Below are 20,764 nucleotides of genomic sequence, written 5' to 3'. Positions count from 1 at the left end.
TCGTGAGTGGACGAGACGAGGCATCCGAGCAAGGGGGAGGACGTACGCATGCGCAGGCAGCGGGGCGGTTCGGGGACGTTGGACGCGGCGGGGGCGGGGCCGGTGGCCGACGCGCTCACGCTGCGGGGGGTGAGCAGGGAGTACCGGCGGGGCGTGGTCGCGCTGCACCCCGTCGATCTCACGGTGCCCCGCGGCCGGTTTCTCGCCGTGATGGGGCCGTCCGGATCCGGGAAGTCGACCCTGCTCCAGTGCGCCGCCGGGCTCGACCGGCCGACGGCGGGCACGGTGCGCATCGGGGGCACCGAGCTGGCCTCGCTCAAGGAGACCGCGCTGACGCGGCTGCGGCGGGAGCGGATCGGGTTCGTGTTCCAGGCCCACAACCTCGTGCCGTCGCTCAGCGTCGCGGAGAACGTCGCCCTGCCGCTGCTGCTCGGCGGCGAGCAGCCCGACGGGCGGGCCGTGCGGGCGCTGGCGGCGGTGGGGCTCGGGGAGCGGGGCGAGGACCGGCCGACGGAGCTGTCCGGCGGGCAGCGCCAGCGCGTGGCGATCGCCCGCGCGCTGGTCACCGAGCCCGACATCGTCTTCGCCGACGAGCCCACCGGCGCGCTCGACCCGGCCACCGCGCAGGGCGTGCTCGCGCTGCTGCGGCAGGCCGTCGACCGCGACGGCCACACCGTGGTGATGGTCACCCACGACCCGGCCGCGGCCGCCTGGGCGGACGAGGCCCTCTTCCTGGCGCGGGGGCGGGTCGTGGAGCGGCTGGAGCGGCCGGGCGCCGACGAGGTGAGCCGCATGATGCGAGACCTCGGACGGGACGCGGCATATGAAGGGCTGGGAGCATGAGCGTGTCAGCCGGGGCCTCTCCGGGAGGGGCGCGGGTGACCAAGCTGCTGGCCTCCCGCGCCGCCCGTACGCACCGCAAGGCGTGGGCCGCCGTCTTCGCCGCGCTGGCCCTCACCTCCCTGCTGCTCGGCTCCTTCGGGCTCGCCCTCGCCTCGGCCGGGCTCGGCCACGCCCGCGTGGAGCGGTACGCGGCGGCCGACCTCGTCGTCACGGGCGACCAGGAGACCCGCTTCACCACCAAGCCGTGGGGCAGCGACCCCCAGACCGCGCGGGCCGGGCTCACCGAGCGGGTGCGGGTGCCGGAGGGCGCGCTGGGCGTGGTGCGGAAGGTGCCCGGCGTACGGGCGGCCGTCGCCGACGACGTGTTCCAGGCCGGGCGCGCGGGGCAGGCCCTCACCGGCCGCCCCTGAGACGCGGCCCGCCTCGCGCCGTACGAGCTGCGGGACGGGCGCGCTCCGCGCCGCGCCGGCGAGGTCGTGACGGGCGGCGGGGCCCGCCTCGGCGAGCGGGTCACGCTGCGCGTGGCCGGCGCCGACGCGGCGTACACCGTCGTGGGCCTGGCCGACGGCCCTGGCGCCGCGGTCTACTTCGAGGCGGCCGAGGCCCGGCGCCTGGCAGGCCACCCGGACACCCTGGACGCCATCGGGGTGATCGCCGAACCGGGCGTGGGCACCGACGCGTTGTACGGCCGGGTGCGGCACGCGCTGGACGCGGCGGAGATCCACAGCGTGGGGCGGCGCGCGGACGGCGACTCGGCCAAGGTCCGGGTCCTGGCGGGGAACGGGCGCGGCAACCCCGAGTTCCTGGACGTCGCCCCGGCCCGCCAGGGCATGCTGGAGATGCTCGCGTCCGTGACCGTCATCGTCGTCCTCGTCGCGCTGCTCGTCGTGTCCTCCACGGTCGTACAGGCGCTGCGGCAGCGCTCCCACGAGCTGGGCCTGCTGCGCGCGGTCGGCGCCACGCCGCGGCAGCTGCGCGGCGCGGTCGGGCGGGAAGTGGGGCGGGTCGCGGTCCGCGCGGCGCTGCTGGGCGCCCTGGCGGCGCTCCCCGCGTACGAGGCGCTGCGCCTGCTGCTGGACGCGCGCGGCGCGCTGCCCGACGGCCTCGAACTCCCCCTCCCGCTGTGGCTGTGGCCCGCGCCCCTGGTCACCGCGGGGCTGACCATCCTGATCGCGCGCGTCGCGGCCTGGATCGCCTGCGCCCGGGCCGCCAGGCTCCGCCCCGCGGAGGCGCTGCGCGAGGCGGCCCCCGGCACGCCGCGCCGGGTCACCGGGCTGGTGCTGCTGTTCCTGGGGGTGAGCTCGGCGGGTACGGCCGTCCTTCAGTCCGGCCAGACCGCGGCCATGGCGGCCGGGTCGGCCGCGGTGGTCATGGTCATCGGCTGCGCGCTGCTCGGACCGTGGATCGCCCGGGGCGCGATGCGCATCCTCGGCGCCCCGCTGCGCCGCTTCGGCGGGCCCGGCGGTCACCTCGCCGCCGCCAACTGCGCGGCCTCCGCCACCCGCCTCGGCGCCGCCCTCACCCCGATCATCCTGGTCACCGCCTTCGCCGCGGTACAGCTCTCCGGCGGTGCGACACTCACCCACGCCGGCCAGGGCCAGGCCCGCGACGCCATGCGGGCCGACCTCGCGGTACGCGCGGACGGCGGGCTGCCGGACGGCGCCGTACAGCGGATCCGCCAGGTGCCCGGGGTGCGGGCGGCGACCGACGTCGTACCCGGCACGGTGGTGCTGGCCCACCGCGAGGCCGGCGACCCCCGGCTCGAGCGGCTCCCGGTGCTCGGCGTCACCCCCGAGCGGCTCCCCCGGACCCTCGACCCGGGCCTGCGCGACGGCACCTGGCGGTCGCTGCGCCCCGGCACCGTCGCCGTCGGCGCCGACCGGGCCCGCTCCCTCGACGCCCGGCCCGGCTCCACGGTCACCCTCCGCTTCGGGGACGGCACGGAGGCGAAGCTGCGGGTCGTCGCGGTCTACGAACGGTCCCTCGCCCTCGGCGACTTCCTCCTCTCCCGGGACGAGCTGCTGGCCCACACCTCCACGCCCCGCGAGGGCCGGGTCCTCGTCGCGGCCGCGCCCGGCGCCGACCGCGCGGCGCTCGCGAAGTCCCTGGCCGCGGCGGTCCCCGGCACCCGGGTGGAGCGGGACCCCGCGCCGATCCAGGTCGAGGCGGCGGACCAGGCGCTCGGCGAAGTGGTCACCGTGGCCGCGGTCTCCGCGATCGGCGCCTTCACGGCGATCGCCGTCCTCAGCACCCTCTCGCTCATCACCATCGGCCGCCGCCCCGAACTGCGCCTGCTGCGCCTCGCCGGAGCCGGCCGCCGCCAACTGCGCCGGATGCTGCGGCTCGAAGCGGGCGCCACGGCCCTGACGGGCCTGGCCGTGGGCGCGGTCGTGGCCTCGGTGCCACTCCTCGCCTTCAGCGTGGCGATGGCCCGCACGGTCCCCTATCTGCCCCCGGCCCAGGCACTCGTGATCGTCGGTGTCGTCGCCGTGACCACGGCCGCGGGCACCCTCCCCCCGTCCTGGGCCGCGCTGCGCGGCCGCTACCCGGGGGCGAGCCCGTCCGAGGGCTGAGGGGAGGCCGGGCGGAGGACGGCGGCGGGGCGTTCGGCCTAGCCCTTGTTCAGATAGGCCAGCACCGCCAGCACCCGGCGGTGCCCGCTGTCGCTCGGCGGCAGGCTCAGCTTCGCGAAGACGTTGCCGATGTGCTTGCTGACCGCGCGGTCGGAGACCACCAGCCTCTTCGCGATGGTGGCGTTGTCGCGGCCCTCCGCCATCAGGTGCAGCACCTCGCGCTCGCGCGGGGTCAGGGTGTCCAGGGGGTCGTCGCGGCGGCGGGTCAGCAGCTCGGTGACCACCTCCGGGTCCAGCGCCGTGCCGCCCGACGCGACCCGCTCCAGGGCGTCCAGGAACTCGTCGACCCGGCCGACCCGGTCCTTCAGCAGATAGCCGACCCCGCTCGCGCCGCCGCCCAGCAGCTCCGCGGCGTAGGTCTCCTCGACGTACTGCGACAGCACCAGCACCGGCAGGTCGGGGATCTCCTTGCGCGCCGCGAGCGCCGCGCGCAGGCCCTCGTCGCGGAAGCCGGGGGGCATACGGACATCGAGGACGGCCACGTCCGGGCGGTGTTCGAGGAGGGCGGGCAGCACCTCGGGCCCGCTGCCCGCGACGGCCACCACCTCGTGTCCGGCGGAGGTCAGCAGCAGGACCAGGCCCTCCCTCAGCAAGGCGTTGTCCTCGGCGATCACCACGCGCACGGCAGCTCCACTTCGATCACGGTCGGCCCCCCGACGGGGCTGGACACTTCCATGGTCCCGTCAAGCGCCGCCACCCGGCGGCGCATCCCGAGCAATCCGCTGCCGCCCATTCCCCCGCCGGGGGTCGCGGCCGGGGTCTCGGCGCCGCCCCGGCCCTCGTCGCGCACCACGATCCGCAGCCGCCCGGGGGTACGGATCAGCTCCACCCAGGCGCGCCGCGACCCGCTGTGCTTCGCGGCGTTGGTCAGCGCCTCCGCGATCACGAAGTACGCGGCGGCCTCGACTGCGGCGGGGGCGCGCGGCACGTCCTCGCCCTCGATCCCGGCCGCGTCCACGGCCACGTCGAGCCCGCTGCTGGCCGCGAGCGCGCGCACCGCGCCGACGAGACCGCGGTCGGTGAGGATCGGCGGGTGGATGCCGCGGACGACGTGGCGCAGCTCGGTCAGCGCCTCCTCGGCCTGGTTCTGCGCGTCGTCGAGGAGCCGGCGCGCCGCGTCGGGGTCCTTGTCGTACGCCCGCTTGGCCAGGCCGACCCGCATCGACAGCGACACCAGCCGCGCCTGGGCGCCGTCGTGCAGATCGCGCTCGATACGCCGCAGCTCCGCGCCGTGCGCGGCCACGGCGCCCGCCCGGGTGGCGGTCAGCTCCTCGACGCGCTCGGCGAGCCGGGCGCTGCGCTGGGCCTCGGGCGACGGCGTCAGCAGCGCGCTCGACCAGGCGGCGTCCAGGTCGGCGAGGCGCGAGATCAGCGGCAGCACCACGGCCGGGCGCTTCAGCAGCCCGCACCACACCCCGTCGACGAACAGCCCCACGGACCACACGATCAGCGAGACGTACGCCACGATGAGGCCGTAGCCGAAGTGCGCGAAGAGCCAGCGCAGATCCCGGTAGGTGGACGGGTCCCGGACCGCCGCGCGCACCCGCTCGGTCAGCTCGCCGGTGAGCGGCGCATACGCCTCGGGCACCGGCTTCCCCGACCAGGCCCCCACCTGCCGCCGCTTGAACCCGGCCATCCTGCGCAGCAGCAGCACTGTCTCCGGCAGCACCCCCGCGCCGACCACGATGGCCGTCGCGACGGCGGTGAACAGCAGCAACGCGACGTAGAGATACGAGGCCAGGGCCAGCCCGGCCGCCCGCATCAACTGGGCCGTGGCCCGCCCCGCCTGGTGCACCGTCTCGCGCATGGCCTCAGGCTAGGTGAACGGTCGCGGGGGCGCGGGCGATCGGGCACCCCGGCCGTTGGTGTAGCGCGCTACACCATGAGTTCGGGAGAGCACTCCCTCCAACACCCCATGCCCGGAACGGCATTGTGGATCCCACAAGCTCACCGGAACCGCTCACCGAAGGAATCCACGATGAAGTCTCTGCTCTGGGCCGTCCTGGCCATCGCCCTCGTCGCCAACGTCTTCACCAGCATCACCCTCAGCGGTGTGACCCAGATGCTGGTCAGCATCGGCACCGGCATCGTGGTGATCAGCTCGGCCGCGGGCCTGTACGTGCTGCGCGACAAGCACGCCGGGTGATTCGCGGCCGACTTCCGGTCGGTTTCCGGCAGAGCCGATCAAACCCCTCCTGCGTCCGGGCTCATGGGCCGATGATGGACGGAGCCTCGCGCGGCGAAGGGGGACGGGCTCGTGGACGAGAAGGACATCGCGGCGTTACGCGGCAGAGCCGAACGGGCCGCGGCCGAGGCCCTCGCGTGCACCGCGTCGAACCGCCTCGCCGACGGCGAACCGCCTCCCTCCGCACCACCCGACCCCGCGCGAGCCGACGGCGTACGGTCCGAACTGGACGCACTCGAAGCGGAGCTGGCCGCCGCCGTCCCGGACGCCGACCCGCTGCTGTGCACCGTACGGGCCAGGCTCGGCGGCCTGTACGCCGATCGCTACCAGCGCGCCCCCACGGACGAGGACCGGGCCCGAGGGCTGCGGCTGCTGCGCGCGGCCCGCGCCGCCGGGGCGCTCGGCCCACGGGATAAGGCCTTCGCCGGCCTCGACCAGATCCAGCTGCTGCTGACGCCCGCCATGGTGACCGGGTGGAACGGCACGCTGTCCCAGCTCATGGAGTCCTTCGAGGTGGGCCGCCGGATATCGACGGGCGACCCGGAACTCACCGGCGACCTCGCGGAGCTGGTCGGACTGCTGACCGAACTGGCGCCGACGCTGCCCGAGAAGGTCGCCGAGCCCATGTCGTGGATCGCCGAGACCCTTGAGCGGTCCCAAGCCGTCGCGCGCGCCGGAGACCTCGAGCAGGTGGCCGACCTGGCCAACCAGATGTCGCAGCGGCTGCCCGGCGGCTACTCCGTGCTGCTGCGGAACCTGAGCGATATGGCTGCCGAATTCGCCACGGACGGAGCGGGCGAAGGCGGTGGGGCCGAGCCACCGACGGACTTCACAGACGAAGAGGCCGCCCTTACCTTCGCCCAGGCCGTTCTTCTGATGGAGCTCCAAGTTCCCGGCACCGTCCGGCCGGAAGACCTGGACACCCTGGTCGAGTCGGTGAGCCAGGGCCCGGACGGCGAAGAGGCGGAGACCGCGATGCGGGCCGCGCTCAGCCACATGGCCCACGGCGTACGCACGGGCGACGCCGACCGGCTGGCCGAGGCGGCGGAGTTGATCAACGGGGCGGTGGGCGACGGGGGATCCGGCCGGGTGGGCTGGATGGCCGACCTCATCTCGCCCGGTCTGCTGGCCGCGGCCACCGCACTGGGCGGCAACCTCAAGGACCGCGACCAGGCGCGCGCCCACCTCGACCAGCTCTTCGACCCCGCCTCCTCGGTGTTCGACTCGGTACACGCCACCGGGCCCGGCGCGGAGGGGCTACGGATCTGCAACCAGTGCATGCATGTGCATATGCGTACGAACCAGGCCCTGGCTGAGCGGGACAGCGAAAAGCTCGAGGACCTGCTCGGCGAACTGCTCGACCTGCTGGAGGAGACCGACGACCGCAGCGAATGGCGGTTCCTGGTGCTCTTCCTCCTCGGCCAGGTCCAGCTGAGCCTGGCCCTGCTGGACGGCGGGGTCACCGCCCTGCGCACCGCCGTCGCCTACCTTGAGGAGGCGACGCGGCACCCGAAGGTCCCGGCCTTCGCCCGGCCCATGATGGACGCGGCCTGGGCCCCCGCACTGACCCTGTTCTCCGTGGTCGAACCCGACACCGCGCGGGTCCGGGAAGCCGTGGCCCGGGCCCGGCGGGCCCTGGAGGGCCCCGCTTCGACGGCCGACTGGCACATCCGTATCCGGCAGGCCCTCGTCTACGCGCTGCTGGCCGTCCACACGTCGACCGGTGATGGTTCCGTCCTGGAGGAGGCGATCGGCGAGCTGGAACAGGCCCGCCGCGACCTCACCGACCGCACCAGCCCGGACACCCGCCAGAAGGTGTTGTGGGACTTGGCCGAGGCGTACCACCTGCGCGGCGACCGGGAGCGCGACGACCTCACCGCCGCCGTCACCACCGCACAGGAGTCGCTGCGGGTGCTCGCCGAGGACGTCCTGCTGCAACTCGGCGCCGAACACGGTCTCGAAGTGGCCCGCGCGGGGGCCAGCCGCGGCTTGCTCGCCGCCGGATGGGCCGCCGCGGACGGTCGGATCGGCGAGGCGGTGGAGGCGCTGGAGAACGGTCGGGGGCTGGTGTTGCGCGCCGCCGCCGCGGCGGCGGGGGTTCCGGAGCAGCTGGCCGCCCGGGGCGAGGCGGAGCTGGCCGAACAGTGGCGGAGCGCCGTACGGGACCTCCCGCCTCAGGCCGCGCCGACGGGCGGCGGTGTCGGCACCGACACTCCGGACGATGTCCGGACCGCGCTCGCGCGCATCATGCCGACCGAGCCCGCCCCCGGCCTCGCCATCCCCAGCACCCTGCGCCGCCGCGCCCTGGACGCGCTGCGGCGGCCCGGCGGCGGGGCGGAGGGGCTGCGCGGACTGCTCGGCGCCCCCGGGGTCGCGGAGCTACGGGAGGGGCTGCGGGTCGTCGGCGCCGACGCGCTGGTCTACCTGGTGCCCGGGCAGGGCCCGGTTGGCGGTGTGGCCGTGCTCGTACCGCGTACGGGCCGGCCGACCACGCTGGAGCTGCCGGGCCTCGGCGCGCTCGGGCGGGAGCCGTTGGAGCGTTATCTGGATGCGGGCGCGCGGCGTTCGGCCGTGCCTGAGGGCGACTTGGACGCGTACGCCGAGGCCCATCGGCGGTGGGAGGCGGCGCTGGAGGCGTTGTGCGACTGGGCGGGCGAGGCCGTACTCGATCCGGTGCTGACCGCCTTGCGCCCTGCTCGGCTCGTCCTGGTGCCGTGCGGCAACCTCGGTGCGGTGCCCTGGCATGCTGCCCGGCTTCCGGCGTCGCCGTCGTCTTCGCGCAGGTATGTGTGCGAGAGCGTGGTCGTGTCGTATGCGGCGTCCGGTGGGGAGTTTCTGCGGGCGGCGCGGCGTGGTCGGACGGCGGCCGGTGAGCGTGCGGTGCTGGTGGCCGATCCCAGTGGCGACTTGATGTGGGCGGAGGACGAGGTGGCGGCTCTGCGGGCCGCCTACTATCCGGATGCTCTGCTCTATGGCTGGCATGAGGACGCGCCCGAGGGGGCTTTGGCTACGGCTGAGGATGTGCTGTCCCATCTGCCGGGTGGTCCGGCCGCCGCCTCGCTGCTGCATCTTGTGGTGCATGGCCTGGCGGGGCTGCGGCCTACCGACTCGGCGTTGCATCTTGCCGAGGGGGAGGCGGACTCGGGGCGGCTGACGGTCACCCGCATCCTCGACGTACCGGTCGTGTCCGCTGAAAACCGGTCCGCTGCCGGGCCGCTGGTCGTGCTCAGCGCCTGTGAGACGGACCTCAGCAGCCGTGATCACGACGAGGCGCTGACCCCGACCACGGCGCTGCTGGCGCGGGGCGCGACGGATGTGGTGGGTTCGCGGTGGAAGGTGTCGGACAGTGCGTCGGCGGCGCTGATGGTGGTGTTCCATCACCATCTGACCGTGACGGGGCTGGCGCCGCCGGACGCGTTGCGGGCCGCGCAGCTGTGGATGCTCGACCCGGACCGGCGCCCCGTGCCGGGGCTGACGGATGAGTTGCTGGCGGAGACGGAGGGCAATGTGAGGGGGCTGGCCCGGGTCGTGTCCTGGGCCGGGTTCATCCACCAGGGCAACCCCGCGCCGCACGCCACCGTGGAAGGAGGACGGTCGTGACCACCAACGATCTCCTGGAACTGCTGCGTCGGCATCTGCCGGAGATCCAAGCGTCCCTCACCGCCGCGGAGTACGCCCGCTTCCAGGACAGCGTGCGACGGCTCCGGGAGGTCGGGGACGACACGCGGGCCATGCGCTTCGCGCTGCGCGAGGTGCGGCTGTGTCTGCTGGCCCTGCCGCGCGAGAACGAGCTGCGCAGGCGGCTGGACCAGTTCCGCTCGGCGGGTGCCGCCCGCGCGGCGGTCCTGCCGGACGCGGACCGGCTGGATGAGGTGATCCGGCTCCTGGAGTCGGTGGACTGGCCGACGCTGGACCCCGTGAGCGCCGAGATCGCCCGGGGGGTCAGACAGCGGTTGCTGACCGCCCCCGCGCGCGGCCCGGAACAGCTCACGGGCGCCGCCGCCGAGGACCCGGCCAGGGCCGGGCTGATCCGGCTGACCCACCCGGAACTCGGCCATCGCTACCCGGACTTCCAGTTCGACCCGGATACCGGCGAGCCCCGCCCGGTCGTGCAGCGGATCAACAGAATGCTGCTGTCCGACCAGGACCCCTGGGGGGCGGCGGACTGGTGGCTGGGCGGCAACACGTGGCTGCGCGACGCGCCCGCGGCCCTGGTGGGGCGGGTGCCGGACGCGCTGCTGACCGAGGCGGCCGCCGCGTTGGTGGGAGACGGCGCATGGTAGAGCAGGCGCCTCCCGAGGGCGCGCGCATGAGTCCGACCCTGGTCGGTCTGGACGCGGGCACCGAGCTGTGGCGGTGTCACCAGACCACCTTCCCCTGCACGGAGTTCAACCCGGTGGCCGCGCACGCCCACTTCGGCGGCAGCCGCTTCGACGGCACCTCGGAGGACCCGTACCCGTATCTGTACGCGGGCCTGGATCCGACCACCGCGCTGGCCGAAGTGCTGCTGCGGGACGTGGAGTTCAGCGGTCCGGAGGGGATGCGTCAGGTGCCGTGGGCGCAGGCCGCGATCCGCTCGCTGGCCAAGCTGCGGGTGACCGAGGACCTGGTCCTGGTGCGGCTGTTCTCGGAGAGAGATCTGGCCGCGGTGTTCCAGACCTCGTGGCTGCTGGAGACCGACGGGCCGGGCTACGCGCAGACCCGCGCCTGGGCACGGGAGATACGGCGGCAGGTGCCGCGCGCCCAGGGGCTGCTGTGGCAGTCGCGGCGGAACCGTCCCGAGCAGGCCCTGGTGCTGTTCGGCGACCGCTGCGGGGCGGAGCCGCTGAAGGCGGTGCCGGGCCACGCCCACAACCTGGGCACCTTCGAGGGGATGCGCGTGGCCAACGAACTCCTGGTTCCGCTGCGGGCGGTCATCGTGCCGCCCGGCATGCGGATGTGAGCGCGCGGGGCGGCACGGGGGTGGCCGCCCCGCGCCCCGGCCCGGCTCAGCCGGGGCCGGGGCCGGGGCCGTTGCTGTGGTCGGGGCCGTAAAGCCGTACGGTGATGCTGATCCGCAGGCCGAGCCGGAGCTGATCGCCGTCGCGCAGGGGGGTGCGGATGCCCGGCATGAGCTTGGCGCCGTTGATGAAGGTGCCGTTGTGGCTGCCCTCGGGCGGCTCCTCGGCCCAGGCGCTTCCGTCCGCCTCCACCGCGATCGACACATGGCGGCGGGAAACCTTCGGGCGGTCGGCGAAGAGGGCGGCGGTGTCCGGCGCCCAGTCCGGGTGGCGGCCCAGGGCGAGCGGCTGCGGGCCGGGCCCGTGTCTGAGCTCCAGACAGGGATCGGTGCAGACCAGCAGCGCATGGGTGCGCGTGCGGCCGCAGGCTGCGCAGTCGGGGTCCCGGGGGGCGACCGGTTCACGGCAGTTCCAGCAGGGTGTGGATATCTCGATGACGGGCGTCGGTTCCGGCTTCGGGTCCGGCTTCTGCTCCGGCTCCCGTTCCGGTCCCCGTTCCTGGTTCTGATGCTGCGGCTGTTCCCCTTCCTCGTCCTCGCTGTCGCGCTCCTGCCACCAGCCATTTCCGTCGCTCACCGGCCGTCCCCCCGCACCACCCGAAGGTCCAGGGCCACCGTCCCGTCCGCGGCCGGACGTACGCCGGTGACGGTGACCGCCGTGCCCGCCAGCGCCTCCTGGTCGAAGAGCGCGCGGGCCAGCGGGTTGATCAGATGAGTCTCCAGCAGCATGCCGATGCCCCGGCCGCCGTTGTCGACGTCGGCCGTGCAGTGGGCGGACAGCGCCTGGTGCGCCTCGTCGGAGAGGCGCAGATGCACGCCCTGCTCCTCCCGCAGCACCCGCTGGATGTTGCCGACCTGCGAGTCGAAGATCTCGGCGGCCACCTTGGCGTCGATGTAGTCGAAGACCACCACATTGCCGCCGAGCCGGTTCATCAGCTCCGGGCGGCCGATCTCCTCGACGAAGTGCTCCTTGACGTTGGTCAGGATGATCTCTTCCAGCTGGTGGTACGGCATGCCCGGCTCGGCCACCCGCCCCCCGCGCCCGCTCCCGCCGCCGGTCCGCTTTCTGACCCCGAGGTTGGAGGTGAAGATCAGCACACACTCGCTGAAGTACGTGGTGACCCCCTGCCCGTCCGTGAGCCTGCCGTCCTCCAGCACCTGGAGGAACTTGTCGAGCACGCCCTTGTCGGCCTTGTCGATCTCGTCGAACAGCACGACCCGGAACGGGTCGTTGCGCACCGCCGTGGTCAGCTCGCCGCCCGCCTCGTAGCCCACGTATCCGGGGGGCGCGCCGAGCAGCCGGTCCACCGAGTGCTTCGAGGAGAACTCGCTCATGTCGAAGCGCAGACACGCGTCCTCGGTGCCGAACAGCACCGTGGCCACCGACTTGGCCAGCTCCGTCTTTCCGGTGCCCGTCGGGCCCGCGAAGAAGAGCACACCGCGCGGGCGGCTGCCGGGGTGGGAGGCCTGGGCGCCGGAGAGACCGAGGGCGGCGCGCTTGAGGATGTCCAGCGTCTTGCCGACCGCCTTCTCCTGGCCCTTCACCCGCGAGCGGATGTACGCCTCGCCGTTCCTGATCTGCTCGCGGACGTAATCCGCCTGCCAGGGGTTGTCCTTGACGCCGAGCTGGTAGACCCGCACCGCGTCCCGCATCTCGGCGAACGACAGCCCGCGGTCGAGGGCCATACGGGCGCTCTCGCGCATCGCGCGCAGGGTCAGCCCGGCGGTGGCCCTGGCGAAGGTGTCGATGTCGTGTTCGTCCGGCGCCCGCTCCGCGCCGCCCGGCTGTTGCGTGCCCAGCTGTTCCTTGTCGAGCCGTATCTGCCCGTTCACACCCCCCGTGTCCGCGCCCCCGCGCCCGGACTTGGCCACGTGCTCCTCCGCGAGCAGCTGGGCCATGCGCCGCCTGCTGCCCAGGTCGGGCAGAGGGATGCCGATGGTGCGGACCCGCTCGCTGCCGGCCACCAGCCAGGTGGGCAGGTCGCGTTCGCCGTCGGCGAGCCAGATCAGGGGGTTGAACAGCCGCCGCCCGCTGTCCTGGTCCGGGATCGGCCGGGCGTCCTCGGCGAGCTTGAGGCAGTTGAGGAAGAAGTCCCGCTCCGGGTCGCTGAGGCGGGTGACGTCGGTGGGGATGCGGGCGGCGTAGTCGATCAGCAGCACCACGCGGTACGGGTGCTGCCGCTGTGGCGTGTCCGGGCGCGGGCGCCCGTCGGGGGTCTTCTTCGCCCGCTGCCCCGGCTGCTTCCAGCCGGTGACGATCGAGCGCAGGGTGTTTTCGGCCTCGGCCAGGTGTACGGGGGTGTCGGCGCGCCGGGCGTGGGCGGCCCCGGGGGTGTCGCGGCCGTGCAGCAGCTCGCGCACCTCCTGGGCCGCGGGGCCGGTCACGACGGTGAAGCCGTCGGCGATGTCGAAGCGGATCAGCGCCTCGTAGCCCTCCTGCCACAGGGCGTTCCACAGGACCTCGGTGAGGGTGTGGTGGGCGTCGTACTGGCGGTCCGCGCCGCCGTCGTCGGGGTTCTTGTCGTGCCGGACGAGGTGGACGTCCCGGATGCTGCCGTGCAGCACGTACTGGGAGTGGACGCTGAGGGTGCCGACCAGTTCCTCGGCGAAGGCCGGGAGCCCGCGGTCCCCCCGGCGCAGCCCGGCCGTGGATGTGGGAGAGGCCGCGGTCGGCGTTTCTGTCTCGGTCATCAGCGCGGCTCCTCGTCGTCGTGGTGGCGGTGGCGGACTTTGGGCGGGAGCCGGTCGATAACGGTCGGCTGGGCCCCGCCGAGCGGATCCGGCCGCCTGGGCGGCTTGTCGAAGACGAACGGCAGGCGGAGGCCCACCTGCTCGGTGAGCCGCTGCAACTCCCGCAGGTATTCGGAGGACTCGACGCAGCGCTGCCAGTCGAGGTCGCGGTCGGCGTCGGTCTCCTCGGCCGGGTCGCGGTCGCGGTGCATGGTGGCCACACGGGCGTAGCCGTCCGCGTCCACCCTGATGCGGAGCCAGTGCTCGTCGCCCCAGTCCGGCGGGGTCCAGTCGATCACCTGGACCGTTCCGGACGTGGAGCGCCTGACCGCCTCGGGCTCCGAGTGCTCGACCGCCGCGCGGATCACCTCCGCGGTGTACGCGCGCTGGTACGCGTCGACCCGCCCGGCGACGCGGGCCTCGACCCGGAGGCGCTCGGTCTCCTCCAGAGTGCCGCCCTTGTCCAGGAAGCTCTCCAGGACCGCGATCTCCGCCGTGGCGTCGGGCAGCGGGCCGGGGACGCCGGGTGGTACGTCCCGGAGGAAGGCCAGTCGCTGGGCCGCCCACTCCTCGTTCTCCCGCAGCTGCTCCGCCTCGTGTGTCTTCTGCTGGGCGAAGCGGGCGGCCTGCCGCAGATGGAGCTTGGCCATGGAGGGCCGCCGGGCGACGACCTCCGCCGCGCTGGCGATCTGCTCCTCCACGAGCCGGTAGTCCGCCGCGGATATGTGGTGCGGGAGCGTGGCCAGCAGGTCGGCGCCACGCCGCAGTACCTCGTCCTCGGTCAGCGCGCCCGCTGCCGCGGCGGGCTGCGGCTGTGGGGCGACGGTCTGCGGCTCGGCTTCGGTGGGTGTCTGCTCGTACTCCTCCAGCACCTGCTGACGCCGGGCGCGCAGCCTGGCGTGCCAGCCCCCGTCGCCATCGGCGGCAGGTACGGACACCGGGCGGCCGGCGGCCTCCATCGTCGCCCGTGCGTACGCGGCCTCGGCGCGGCGCACCTGGCGGTCGGTGTCGGCCAGCCGGCACCACACCTGCTCCAGGCTCATGCCCGTCAGGTTCAGCGGAGGCGGCAGGTCGGGCAGGCCGGGCGGTCCGCCGGGGCCAGTGGCCGGGCCGGACCGCCGGATCCGGGCGCGCAGTGCGCCCAGGCGGGCGTTGGCCCGGGCCGCGGCGAAGGCGGCGTTCTTCCAGCACTCGGCCGCCTGGCGGGCGTCCAGCTGCCGCTGCTCCAGCTCGGCCTGGTCCTTGGCGGCGCGGATGGCGGTGGCCGCGAGGAGCTGCGCACTGGCCATGGTGGCGCGGCCGACGAGCAGGGCGCCGCCGAGCGAGCCCAGGCCGATCAGGGCGGGCACCACCATGTCGTGCAGCTGGTGCATGGCCGCGCCGACCGTGTGCCCGGCGGCGTTGTGGACGGCGTCGACGACGTGCTGGCCGACTCCCGTGTCGATATGGCCCGATAGCCCGGGGTTCTGGGCGACATCGTGCGGTACCCCAGTGTCCGGCACCGTGTTCGGGACGGCCTGCGGAAGGGTGCTGGGTTCCGAAATGAGGCTGAAATCCGGAGGGGGCTCCAAGAGATACGGGACCACGTCGTCGACACTGGCGAGGGCTGCTGCTGAACTCATGTGACGTTTCCTGTCCGTGGCGTGGTGGCCGCCGTCCTCCGGCGGCCGGGGTGGGCTGCCCGGCCGGGACGGCCGTCCCGGCCGCGCAACTCCGCGACGTAGCGGCGCCAGCGGCGCAGCCGGTGCCAGGTCCACCAGGCGAGGGCGGCCACGGTGGCCAGCGGCCACACCCAGGCGGCGTAGACCACGGTGAGCCACATCAGGCCCAGCGGCAGCAGGAGCAGCAGGCCGCGGACCGGGAAGCGGGCGCCGGGGCTGCGTATGAAGCGGGCGGCGGGCAGCGCGCGGCGGATCAGCAGCCCGGCCAGGGAGCGGTCCGGGTGGTAGAAGGGGCTGCCGATGCGGTACGCCGCCCACATCTCCAGCGCCGGGACGATGGCGGCCGCCGGGAGGGCCAGCATCCAGGCCGTCAGCACGGTGCTCTGCGGGGACCACCCCGCGAGGTCGCTCGCGCCGATCATGAGGATCCATGGGCAGACGAGGATGAGAGCCCCGCAGAGGGCCCAGCCGAGCGTGGGCAGCATGTCCTGTCTGCGCACCCACAGCGTGGCCACGTCCAGGTCGCGCTCGGTGCGCAGGGCGGCGCGCTGTACGTCGATCCGGCCCTGCGCCTCCTCCGACTCCTGCGCGGCGAACCCGGCCAGCCACTCGGCCAGCTGCATCCGCACCAGGTCTTCGGGGTCGCGCACCAGCCGGCCGTACCAGGCCACCGGCTGCGGCAGCTCGGCCTGGGTCCGGGCGGCCCGGTCCAGGAGCCGCCGCCGGTGTGGCACGGGGGCCGCCGCGAGCGACAGGAGTGCGGCGAGCCGGGTGTGGTCGAGCCGGGTGGCGGCGCGTACTTCGGCGCGCGCGGCGCGCAGCAGGGGCGACTCCGTGATCACTTGCTCGACGGTGTGCTCCCAGCGGGACCGGGCCGTCAGCCACCGCTGCTGCACATCGCCGAGCCCTTCGCCGCCGGTGCGTTCTTCCAGCAGCGGCAGGATGGTGTGGTCCGCCAGGTCCTTGACGACGGAGAGGGCGAACTCGTCGCCGCGCCCGGCCGCCCGCAGCAACTCCCGTAGCCCGGGCGGGTCGAGCGGCACTCCGCGATAGGAGGCGTCGAGGGTGGGGCCGAGCCAGGAGATCAGGCGGACCAGCGTGGCGGGCCCCGGTTCACGCGGCGGAGCCGCATATTGTTGCGGCTCCAGGCGGGCGAGCAGCGCGGCCAGTTTGTCGCCGTCGTAGCCCGGCTTGTTCTCGAACTGGCGCAGCCAGCGGGTGAACTCCCCCCTGGTGCGCCGCCGGGCCAGGGTGTCCAGGGTCTGCCGCCAGTTCTCGCTGAACGCCCTGGCCAGCTGCTTCGGCCGGGTGTACTGCTCGCCGAGGAACGCGAACGGCTCGATGTCCGGGTCCTCGGCCGGGTCGGATGCGCCGGGGGCGGTGCCTTCCTCCCAGGGGGCGATCGGCGGCGTGCCGCCCACCAGCCACTGCGCCACCTCGTCGGTGCCCCAGCGGTTTTCGGGGTCGCGGGTGAGCAGCCCCTTGCAGAGCCGCTGTAGCCGGGCGTCGGTGACCAGCGCCAGGTCCGGGGCGCGGGAGCTGATCTCCTCCCGTACGAAGTCGTTGTCGGTGAAGGGGACGGGGTGCCGGCCGCCGGCCATCTCGGCCACGATCATCCCGAGCGACCACCAGTCGGCGGGCGGGTGGATGAGCTGGTTGCGCAGCGACGCCTGCGGTGACATGTAGAGCGCGGTGCCGACCCAGCGCTCGTTGCGGGTGTAGCGCTCGGCGGGCTCGTAGGCGGAGACGGCGAAGTCGACGAGGGCGAGGTCCGGGGCGTTCGGGGCGTCCGGATCGAGGCTGCCGAGTACGACGTTGGCCGGGCTGAGGTCCCGGTGCACGATGTTCAGCTCGTGCAGGGTCGTGAGGGCTTCGTGCAGCTGCCGTACGACGCGGTGGATGAGGGCGGGGTCGACGGGGCCCGGGTTGTCCCTGAGATATCTCGCCAGATCGGTCTCGCCGTAGGACGGGGCCAGGTCGTACGGATGGCCGTCCGCCCCGGTGTCGTCGGTCTCGGTGAAGTGGGTGAGGTGGCGGCGCGGGCGGTCGCGGAGCAGCTCCCACACCGTGCGGTCCGGGCCGTGTCCGCGGTGGTACCACTTGAGGATGTGGGTGCCGCGGTCGTCCTCGACGCGGTAGACGGCCGCCTGGTACGGGTGCTCGGGGCGGCGCAGCACGGCCCGCAGCCGGAACCGGTCGCGCAGCGAGAGCGGCAGCAGGGCGGTGTCCCCGCGCAGGTCGCGTCCCCCGTGCGCGACCTGCGCGGGCCCCGTCCCGGGGAGCTCGTCCTCGGTGAGCGCCCCGGCTGCCGCGGCCGCGGCCGTGGGCGGGGGCGATGGGGTTGGTGGGTCCTCCTGTTCGGTGGGCGGCGGTCCGGCGCCGTGTTCCCGGTACTCCTCGGGCGTGCGGTGTTCCTCGCCGGGGGCGGGTTCCCCGGGTTCTTCGTATTCCGTGGCGGGCGGGTCCTCAGGTGGCTGGGTCATCTCGGTCACCTCGTACGCGGGCGGGCGTTGCCTTTGTTGATCAAGAAAGTCGTGGCTCTCATGGCTCCGGAAATCGGAAATGTGTTCCCGCTCGGCCGGCTCGGCCGGGAATTGCCGAGAACCACAAAGGACGGCAAAGCGCGGTGCACTGGCTACAGCGCTATCCGGCCTGGCACGGCGGTCGTGGGACAGATTTCCTCTTCGGGTCGCCGTCGCTAGCCTGGTGACCATGAGTCAGGAGCCATTTCCGCCGGATCTGCCCACATACGATCAACTCCTGAACGAACTGAAAAGCATCCGCAGGCCGGGACTGGCCGACCTGCGCAGAACCGATCGGCCGGCGCTGCGCGCGGCGGCCGTGGCGGGCGGCTTCTGCGACGGCCCCGACGACGCCCCGGCCGGCATCGAGGCCCTGCTCAAGGAGGCCGTCCGGCGGCTCGGGGAGAACGGCGTGCTCGGCCGCGCCGCGGCCCACACCTTCGGGCTGCTCCCCGACCGTCGGGGCGACGCCGCCGCCGACCGCCGCAAGCTGGCGGCCGCCGTGTACGGGGTCAGCACCGAGGGGTTCCGCAAGCGGCAGGAACGGGATGTGATGGAGCAGCTCGCCGAGGCCGTGCTGACCGTCCTGCGGGAGCGGCTGGGATTCTCCGGCGGACAGCCGACGGGCGGCCCGCTGCCCTCCGAAGGGCCGTACGAGCATGAGCAGGACGGGCCGAGAGGGCAGGGCGGACAGGCCGGTCAGGGCGGACCGGGCGGCCGCCGGGCCGGTCAGGAGCCTCCGCTGCGGGTCGACAGCGTGCCGGTGGACGCGCGTAGCACCTTCACCGTCCATGTGTCGCCCATCGAACTGCTGCGGGACATCGAGGTGCTGGTCTCCTCGGAGAACGTCTATCTGGAGATGTCGAAGACCTTCCGCCCCACCGTGTCCGGCGCGCTGCGCCTCGCCGCCGCCGTGCGCGACCCCGCCGGGGAGATCGTCGACGATGTGCTCGCGCGCGAACTTGCCGCGTGGCTGCGCGCCCATGGACGCCCCGGGCTGCCGGTCCGGCCCGGCACGGTGGTGCCCACGTCGTCGGGGGCGCTCGCCGCGCGCGGGGTCCGGCGGATCTACCACGCGGCGGTGGCCACGCCGGAGGAGGACACGTACCAGGTACGCCCGGAGACCATCGCCCGCGCGGTCGGCGCGTGCTTCGCGCTCGCCCGGGCCGAGCGCGACCGCTACCAGCCCGCCCTGTCGTCCATCTGCTTTCCGCTGCTGGGCGCGGGCCGGGGCGGCCTGGCGCCGGCGGTCAGCGCGACCTGGCTGCGCTGGGCGATCCGCGACGAACTGGCCCGGGACGCGCGCTGGCGGGTGCATCTGGTGGTCAGGAGCCGGGAGATAGCCGAGGCCGTGGGCGCTCTGTAACCGCCCAGACGGCGGCCACCCACACCGCGACAATCCCCGCCACCCCTCAAGGCCGCCAGCTGGGCCTCGTGAGGCGCACCCCCACCTGCCGCAGCCGCCGCTCCAGCGCGGCAAGTTCGCCGCGCCGAGGCACCCCGTAGAGCCGCACATCGCCCTCCCCCTCGACCACTTGCAGACGGGACCCGCTCGCCGCCCGGGCCAGATGCGCCTGGTAGCGCGCCCGCCCCAGTGCCGTACGCGGCAGCATGCGCTGGTTCGCCGAGCCGCGCCACACCAACTCGGTGGGCTCGGCCACCCGGAAACGTCCGGTCACCACGACATCGGCGTGGCGGACCGCGGCGGAGCGCGCCGCGTCGCGCTCCACTTCCTCCTCCTCGTATCCCGTGTAGAGAAGGAAGTCGACCTCGCGACCGGCCGCCGGGCCGCCCGGCGCCATCGCCTCCGCGCGGGCCTCGGCAGCTCCGGCCAACAGCGCCGCGAGACCGGCCGGTTGATCGAGCGGCTCGCCGCCGCTGACCGTCAGCCCGTCGGCTCCCTGCGCCAGCGCCGCGCGCCACAGCCCGAGCAGGGACGCGACCGTACGGGAGTTGCCGCCCTCCGGATCCCAGGTGTGCCGCGACATGCACCCGGCGCAGGCCAGCCCGCACCCCTGAAGCCAGATGCCCAGCCGCCGCCCGGGCCCCAGGGTCTCGACCGGGAAGTGTGTCTGGCTGACCCGGAGCAGCACCGGCGCCGGCACCGGCTCCCGGCCCATGGGGACGTTTTCCACCGGCCTGTCTCCTTTCCCGCCTCGCCTGGCGTCGCGTTCCGCGCGTTCCTTCCCAATTCCATGATCGATATTCCATGATCGATTCGATGAAGTCCCTCGGAAGTCCTTCGGAACCATTCCAGTATGACCTGGCGTCAGGCGACTACGGGGGCGTTCTCCGGGCGGCTTCCGGGCGTTTTCGGGAGCGGCCCGGGCGGGGAGCATTCCCGGGTATGACCTGACCGTTACGGTCTGAAACAGGTATTCGGTTCGATTGCCGTGCCGCTTCGGGAAGGGAAGCGGAGTTCCGCACCCATGATGCGGCCTTCCGGAGCCGAATTCCACGCCGAGGGAAATCGGGGGACAGATATCCATGATCAGAACCGACAGCGTCAACCGCGTGGTGCGGCGGGGGCACCTCGGCCGTACCGCGCGCTTCAGGGCCCGATGGCGCGGGAAGCGTGACGGCGAGCGGGGCGTGCCCCGCATCCCCGTCCGGCAGTTCGAGGGGCGGCGGGACGAGCCGCCCGTGCTCATCGATCCGCCGGACCCGGAGGAACTGCCGCTCCCCGCGTATGTCATGGAGGTGCGGACCACCGCCCGCCGGGCCATGGAGCAGATGCGCTCCTCGATGATCGGGCAGGAGCACGCCCTCATCAGCAAGTTGCGCGCCGAGTCGGTGCGCGTGGTCACCCAGTACGACGTCCGTGAGGACCCCAGGCCCGCCGCGCTCGCGCGGTACGGCCAGTGGGTGGGCCAGTGGCGCACCAGCGTCGACCGCTGCCGGTCGCATGCGCAGGCCGTCGCCGACCAGGCCAACCAGCAACTCGCCTGCTACTGGGACGCGGTGCGCGCCTCCCACCCCCAGTTCGTGCGCCTCGTCCGGCGCCCGCCCGGGGACTGGCTGCCCGGCCGGGTGGAGCTTGACCAGTCCTGGCACCGGCCCGACGTCTGGCTGCTGGCCGACGACGACGAGGGCGCCAGGACGGCCACGTCCCGGGCGCTCCAGATACTCGAGCGGCAGAACGCCGACCGTGCCGACGCGAGGAGCGCGCGATGATCGGCAACAGCCCTGCG

General features: G+C 74.0%; 16 protein-coding genes. 9 read left to right on the top strand and 7 right to left on the bottom strand.

Annotated elements, in window-relative coordinates; translation table 11 throughout:
• The first annotated feature begins 48 nt into the window (after window positions 1–48).
• From ACH4S9_RS36860 to ACH4S9_RS36850, 3 genes are all read left to right on the top strand, one after another.
• Window positions 49–843: an ABC transporter ATP-binding protein gene (locus ACH4S9_RS36860; RefSeq protein ID WP_398375991.1), complete on the top strand. Its 795-nt coding sequence runs from the start codon at window positions 49–51 to the stop codon at window positions 841–843.
• A complete protein-coding gene (locus ACH4S9_RS36855) occupies window positions 840–1,253 on the top strand; it encodes a hypothetical protein (protein WP_398375988.1) in 414 nt (137 codons plus the stop codon). Before ACH4S9_RS36860 ends, ACH4S9_RS36855 begins: the two co-directional genes overlap by 4 nt.
• A gap of 66 nt (window positions 1,254–1,319) precedes the next feature.
• The gene (locus ACH4S9_RS36850) at window positions 1,320–3,416 is read left to right on the top strand and encodes an FtsX-like permease family protein (RefSeq protein WP_398375986.1); all 2,097 of its coding nucleotides are present in this window, start codon (window positions 1,320–1,322) and stop codon (window positions 3,414–3,416) included.
• A 38-nt stretch (window positions 3,417–3,454) separates the two neighbouring features.
• Here ACH4S9_RS36850 and ACH4S9_RS36845 read toward each other — a convergent pair whose 3' ends face one another.
• Together ACH4S9_RS36845 and ACH4S9_RS36840 are read right to left on the bottom strand one after the other, a co-directional pair.
• Window positions 3,455–4,099: a response regulator gene (locus tag ACH4S9_RS36845; protein ID WP_398375984.1), complete on the bottom strand. Its 645-nt coding sequence runs from the start codon at window positions 4,097–4,099 to the stop codon at window positions 3,455–3,457.
• Window positions 4,087–5,283, bottom strand: coding sequence for a sensor histidine kinase (locus tag ACH4S9_RS36840; RefSeq protein WP_398375983.1), 1,197 nt, complete (start codon window positions 5,281–5,283; stop codon window positions 4,087–4,089). The genes ACH4S9_RS36845 and ACH4S9_RS36840 overlap by 13 nt, the downstream gene beginning before the upstream one ends.
• 171 nt (window positions 5,284–5,454) lie before the next feature.
• Here ACH4S9_RS36840 and ACH4S9_RS36835 point away from each other — a divergent pair, with 171 nt between their 5' ends.
• The 4 genes from ACH4S9_RS36835 (at window position 5,455) to ACH4S9_RS36820 (ending at window position 10,603) form a co-directional block, all read left to right on the top strand.
• Window positions 5,455–5,622 carry a hypothetical protein gene (locus ACH4S9_RS36835; protein WP_398375981.1) on the top strand — a complete coding sequence of 56 codons (168 nt, stop codon included), beginning with the start codon at window positions 5,455–5,457 and terminating at the stop codon, window positions 5,620–5,622.
• Between the two features lie 111 nt (window positions 5,623–5,733).
• Window positions 5,734–9,261, top strand: a complete 3,528-nt coding sequence (locus ACH4S9_RS36830; protein ID WP_398375980.1) for a CHAT domain-containing protein — start codon at window positions 5,734–5,736, stop codon at window positions 9,259–9,261.
• Window positions 9,258–9,944, top strand: a complete 687-nt coding sequence (locus ACH4S9_RS36825) for a hypothetical protein (RefSeq protein ID WP_361192505.1) — start codon at window positions 9,258–9,260, stop codon at window positions 9,942–9,944. The genes ACH4S9_RS36830 and ACH4S9_RS36825 overlap by 4 nt, the downstream gene beginning before the upstream one ends.
• 26 nt (window positions 9,945–9,970) lie before the next feature.
• The gene (locus ACH4S9_RS36820) at window positions 9,971–10,603 is read left to right on the top strand and encodes an RES family NAD+ phosphorylase (RefSeq protein ID WP_398375978.1); all 633 of its coding nucleotides are present in this window, start codon (window positions 9,971–9,973) and stop codon (window positions 10,601–10,603) included.
• Window positions 10,604–10,649: 46 nt separating this feature from the next.
• On the opposite strand, the gene ACH4S9_RS36815 is transcribed toward ACH4S9_RS36820, so the two are convergent.
• Genes ACH4S9_RS36815 through ACH4S9_RS36800 form a run of 4 tightly spaced genes read right to left on the bottom strand, consistent with a single transcriptional unit; the run spans window position 10,650 to window position 17,534 of the window.
• Window positions 10,650–11,237, bottom strand: a complete 588-nt coding sequence (locus ACH4S9_RS36815; protein ID WP_398375976.1) for an FHA domain-containing protein — start codon at window positions 11,235–11,237, stop codon at window positions 10,650–10,652.
• Window positions 11,234–13,351: an AAA family ATPase gene (locus tag ACH4S9_RS36810; RefSeq protein ID WP_398375974.1), complete on the bottom strand. Its 2,118-nt coding sequence runs from the start codon at window positions 13,349–13,351 to the stop codon at window positions 11,234–11,236. The genes ACH4S9_RS36815 and ACH4S9_RS36810 overlap by 4 nt, the downstream gene beginning before the upstream one ends.
• The gene (locus tag ACH4S9_RS36805) at window positions 13,351–15,012 is read right to left on the bottom strand and encodes a hypothetical protein (RefSeq protein ID WP_398375972.1); all 1,662 of its coding nucleotides are present in this window, start codon (window positions 15,010–15,012) and stop codon (window positions 13,351–13,353) included. The genes ACH4S9_RS36810 and ACH4S9_RS36805 overlap by 1 nt, the downstream gene beginning before the upstream one ends.
• The gene (locus ACH4S9_RS36800) at window positions 15,009–17,534 is read right to left on the bottom strand and encodes a protein kinase (protein WP_398375969.1); all 2,526 of its coding nucleotides are present in this window, start codon (window positions 17,532–17,534) and stop codon (window positions 15,009–15,011) included. Before ACH4S9_RS36800 ends, ACH4S9_RS36805 begins: the two co-directional genes overlap by 4 nt.
• 229 nt (window positions 17,535–17,763) lie before the next feature.
• On the opposite strand from ACH4S9_RS36800, the gene ACH4S9_RS36795 reads away from it, so the two are divergent.
• Window positions 17,764–18,939, top strand: coding sequence for a macro domain-containing protein (locus ACH4S9_RS36795; RefSeq protein ID WP_398375967.1), 1,176 nt, complete (start codon window positions 17,764–17,766; stop codon window positions 18,937–18,939).
• A gap of 46 nt (window positions 18,940–18,985) precedes the next feature.
• Here ACH4S9_RS36795 and ACH4S9_RS36790 read toward each other — a convergent pair whose 3' ends face one another.
• A complete protein-coding gene (locus ACH4S9_RS36790; RefSeq protein WP_398375966.1) occupies window positions 18,986–19,708 on the bottom strand; it encodes a 4Fe-4S cluster-binding domain-containing protein in 723 nt (240 codons plus the stop codon).
• A gap of 352 nt (window positions 19,709–20,060) precedes the next feature.
• Here ACH4S9_RS36790 and ACH4S9_RS36785 point away from each other — a divergent pair, with 352 nt between their 5' ends.
• Entirely contained in the window at window positions 20,061–20,747 is a 687-nt protein-coding gene (locus ACH4S9_RS36785; RefSeq protein WP_358847900.1) for a hypothetical protein, read from the top strand.
• Window positions 20,748–20,764: the final 17 nt, after the last annotated feature.

It is taken from the genome of Streptomyces sp. NPDC021225, from assembly GCF_044332865.1.
Taxonomy (GTDB): Bacteria; Actinomycetota; Actinomycetes; order Streptomycetales; family Streptomycetaceae; genus Streptomyces.
Note: the sequence above shows the minus strand (reverse complement) of the source record. Positions and strands in the feature narration are given on the sequence as shown.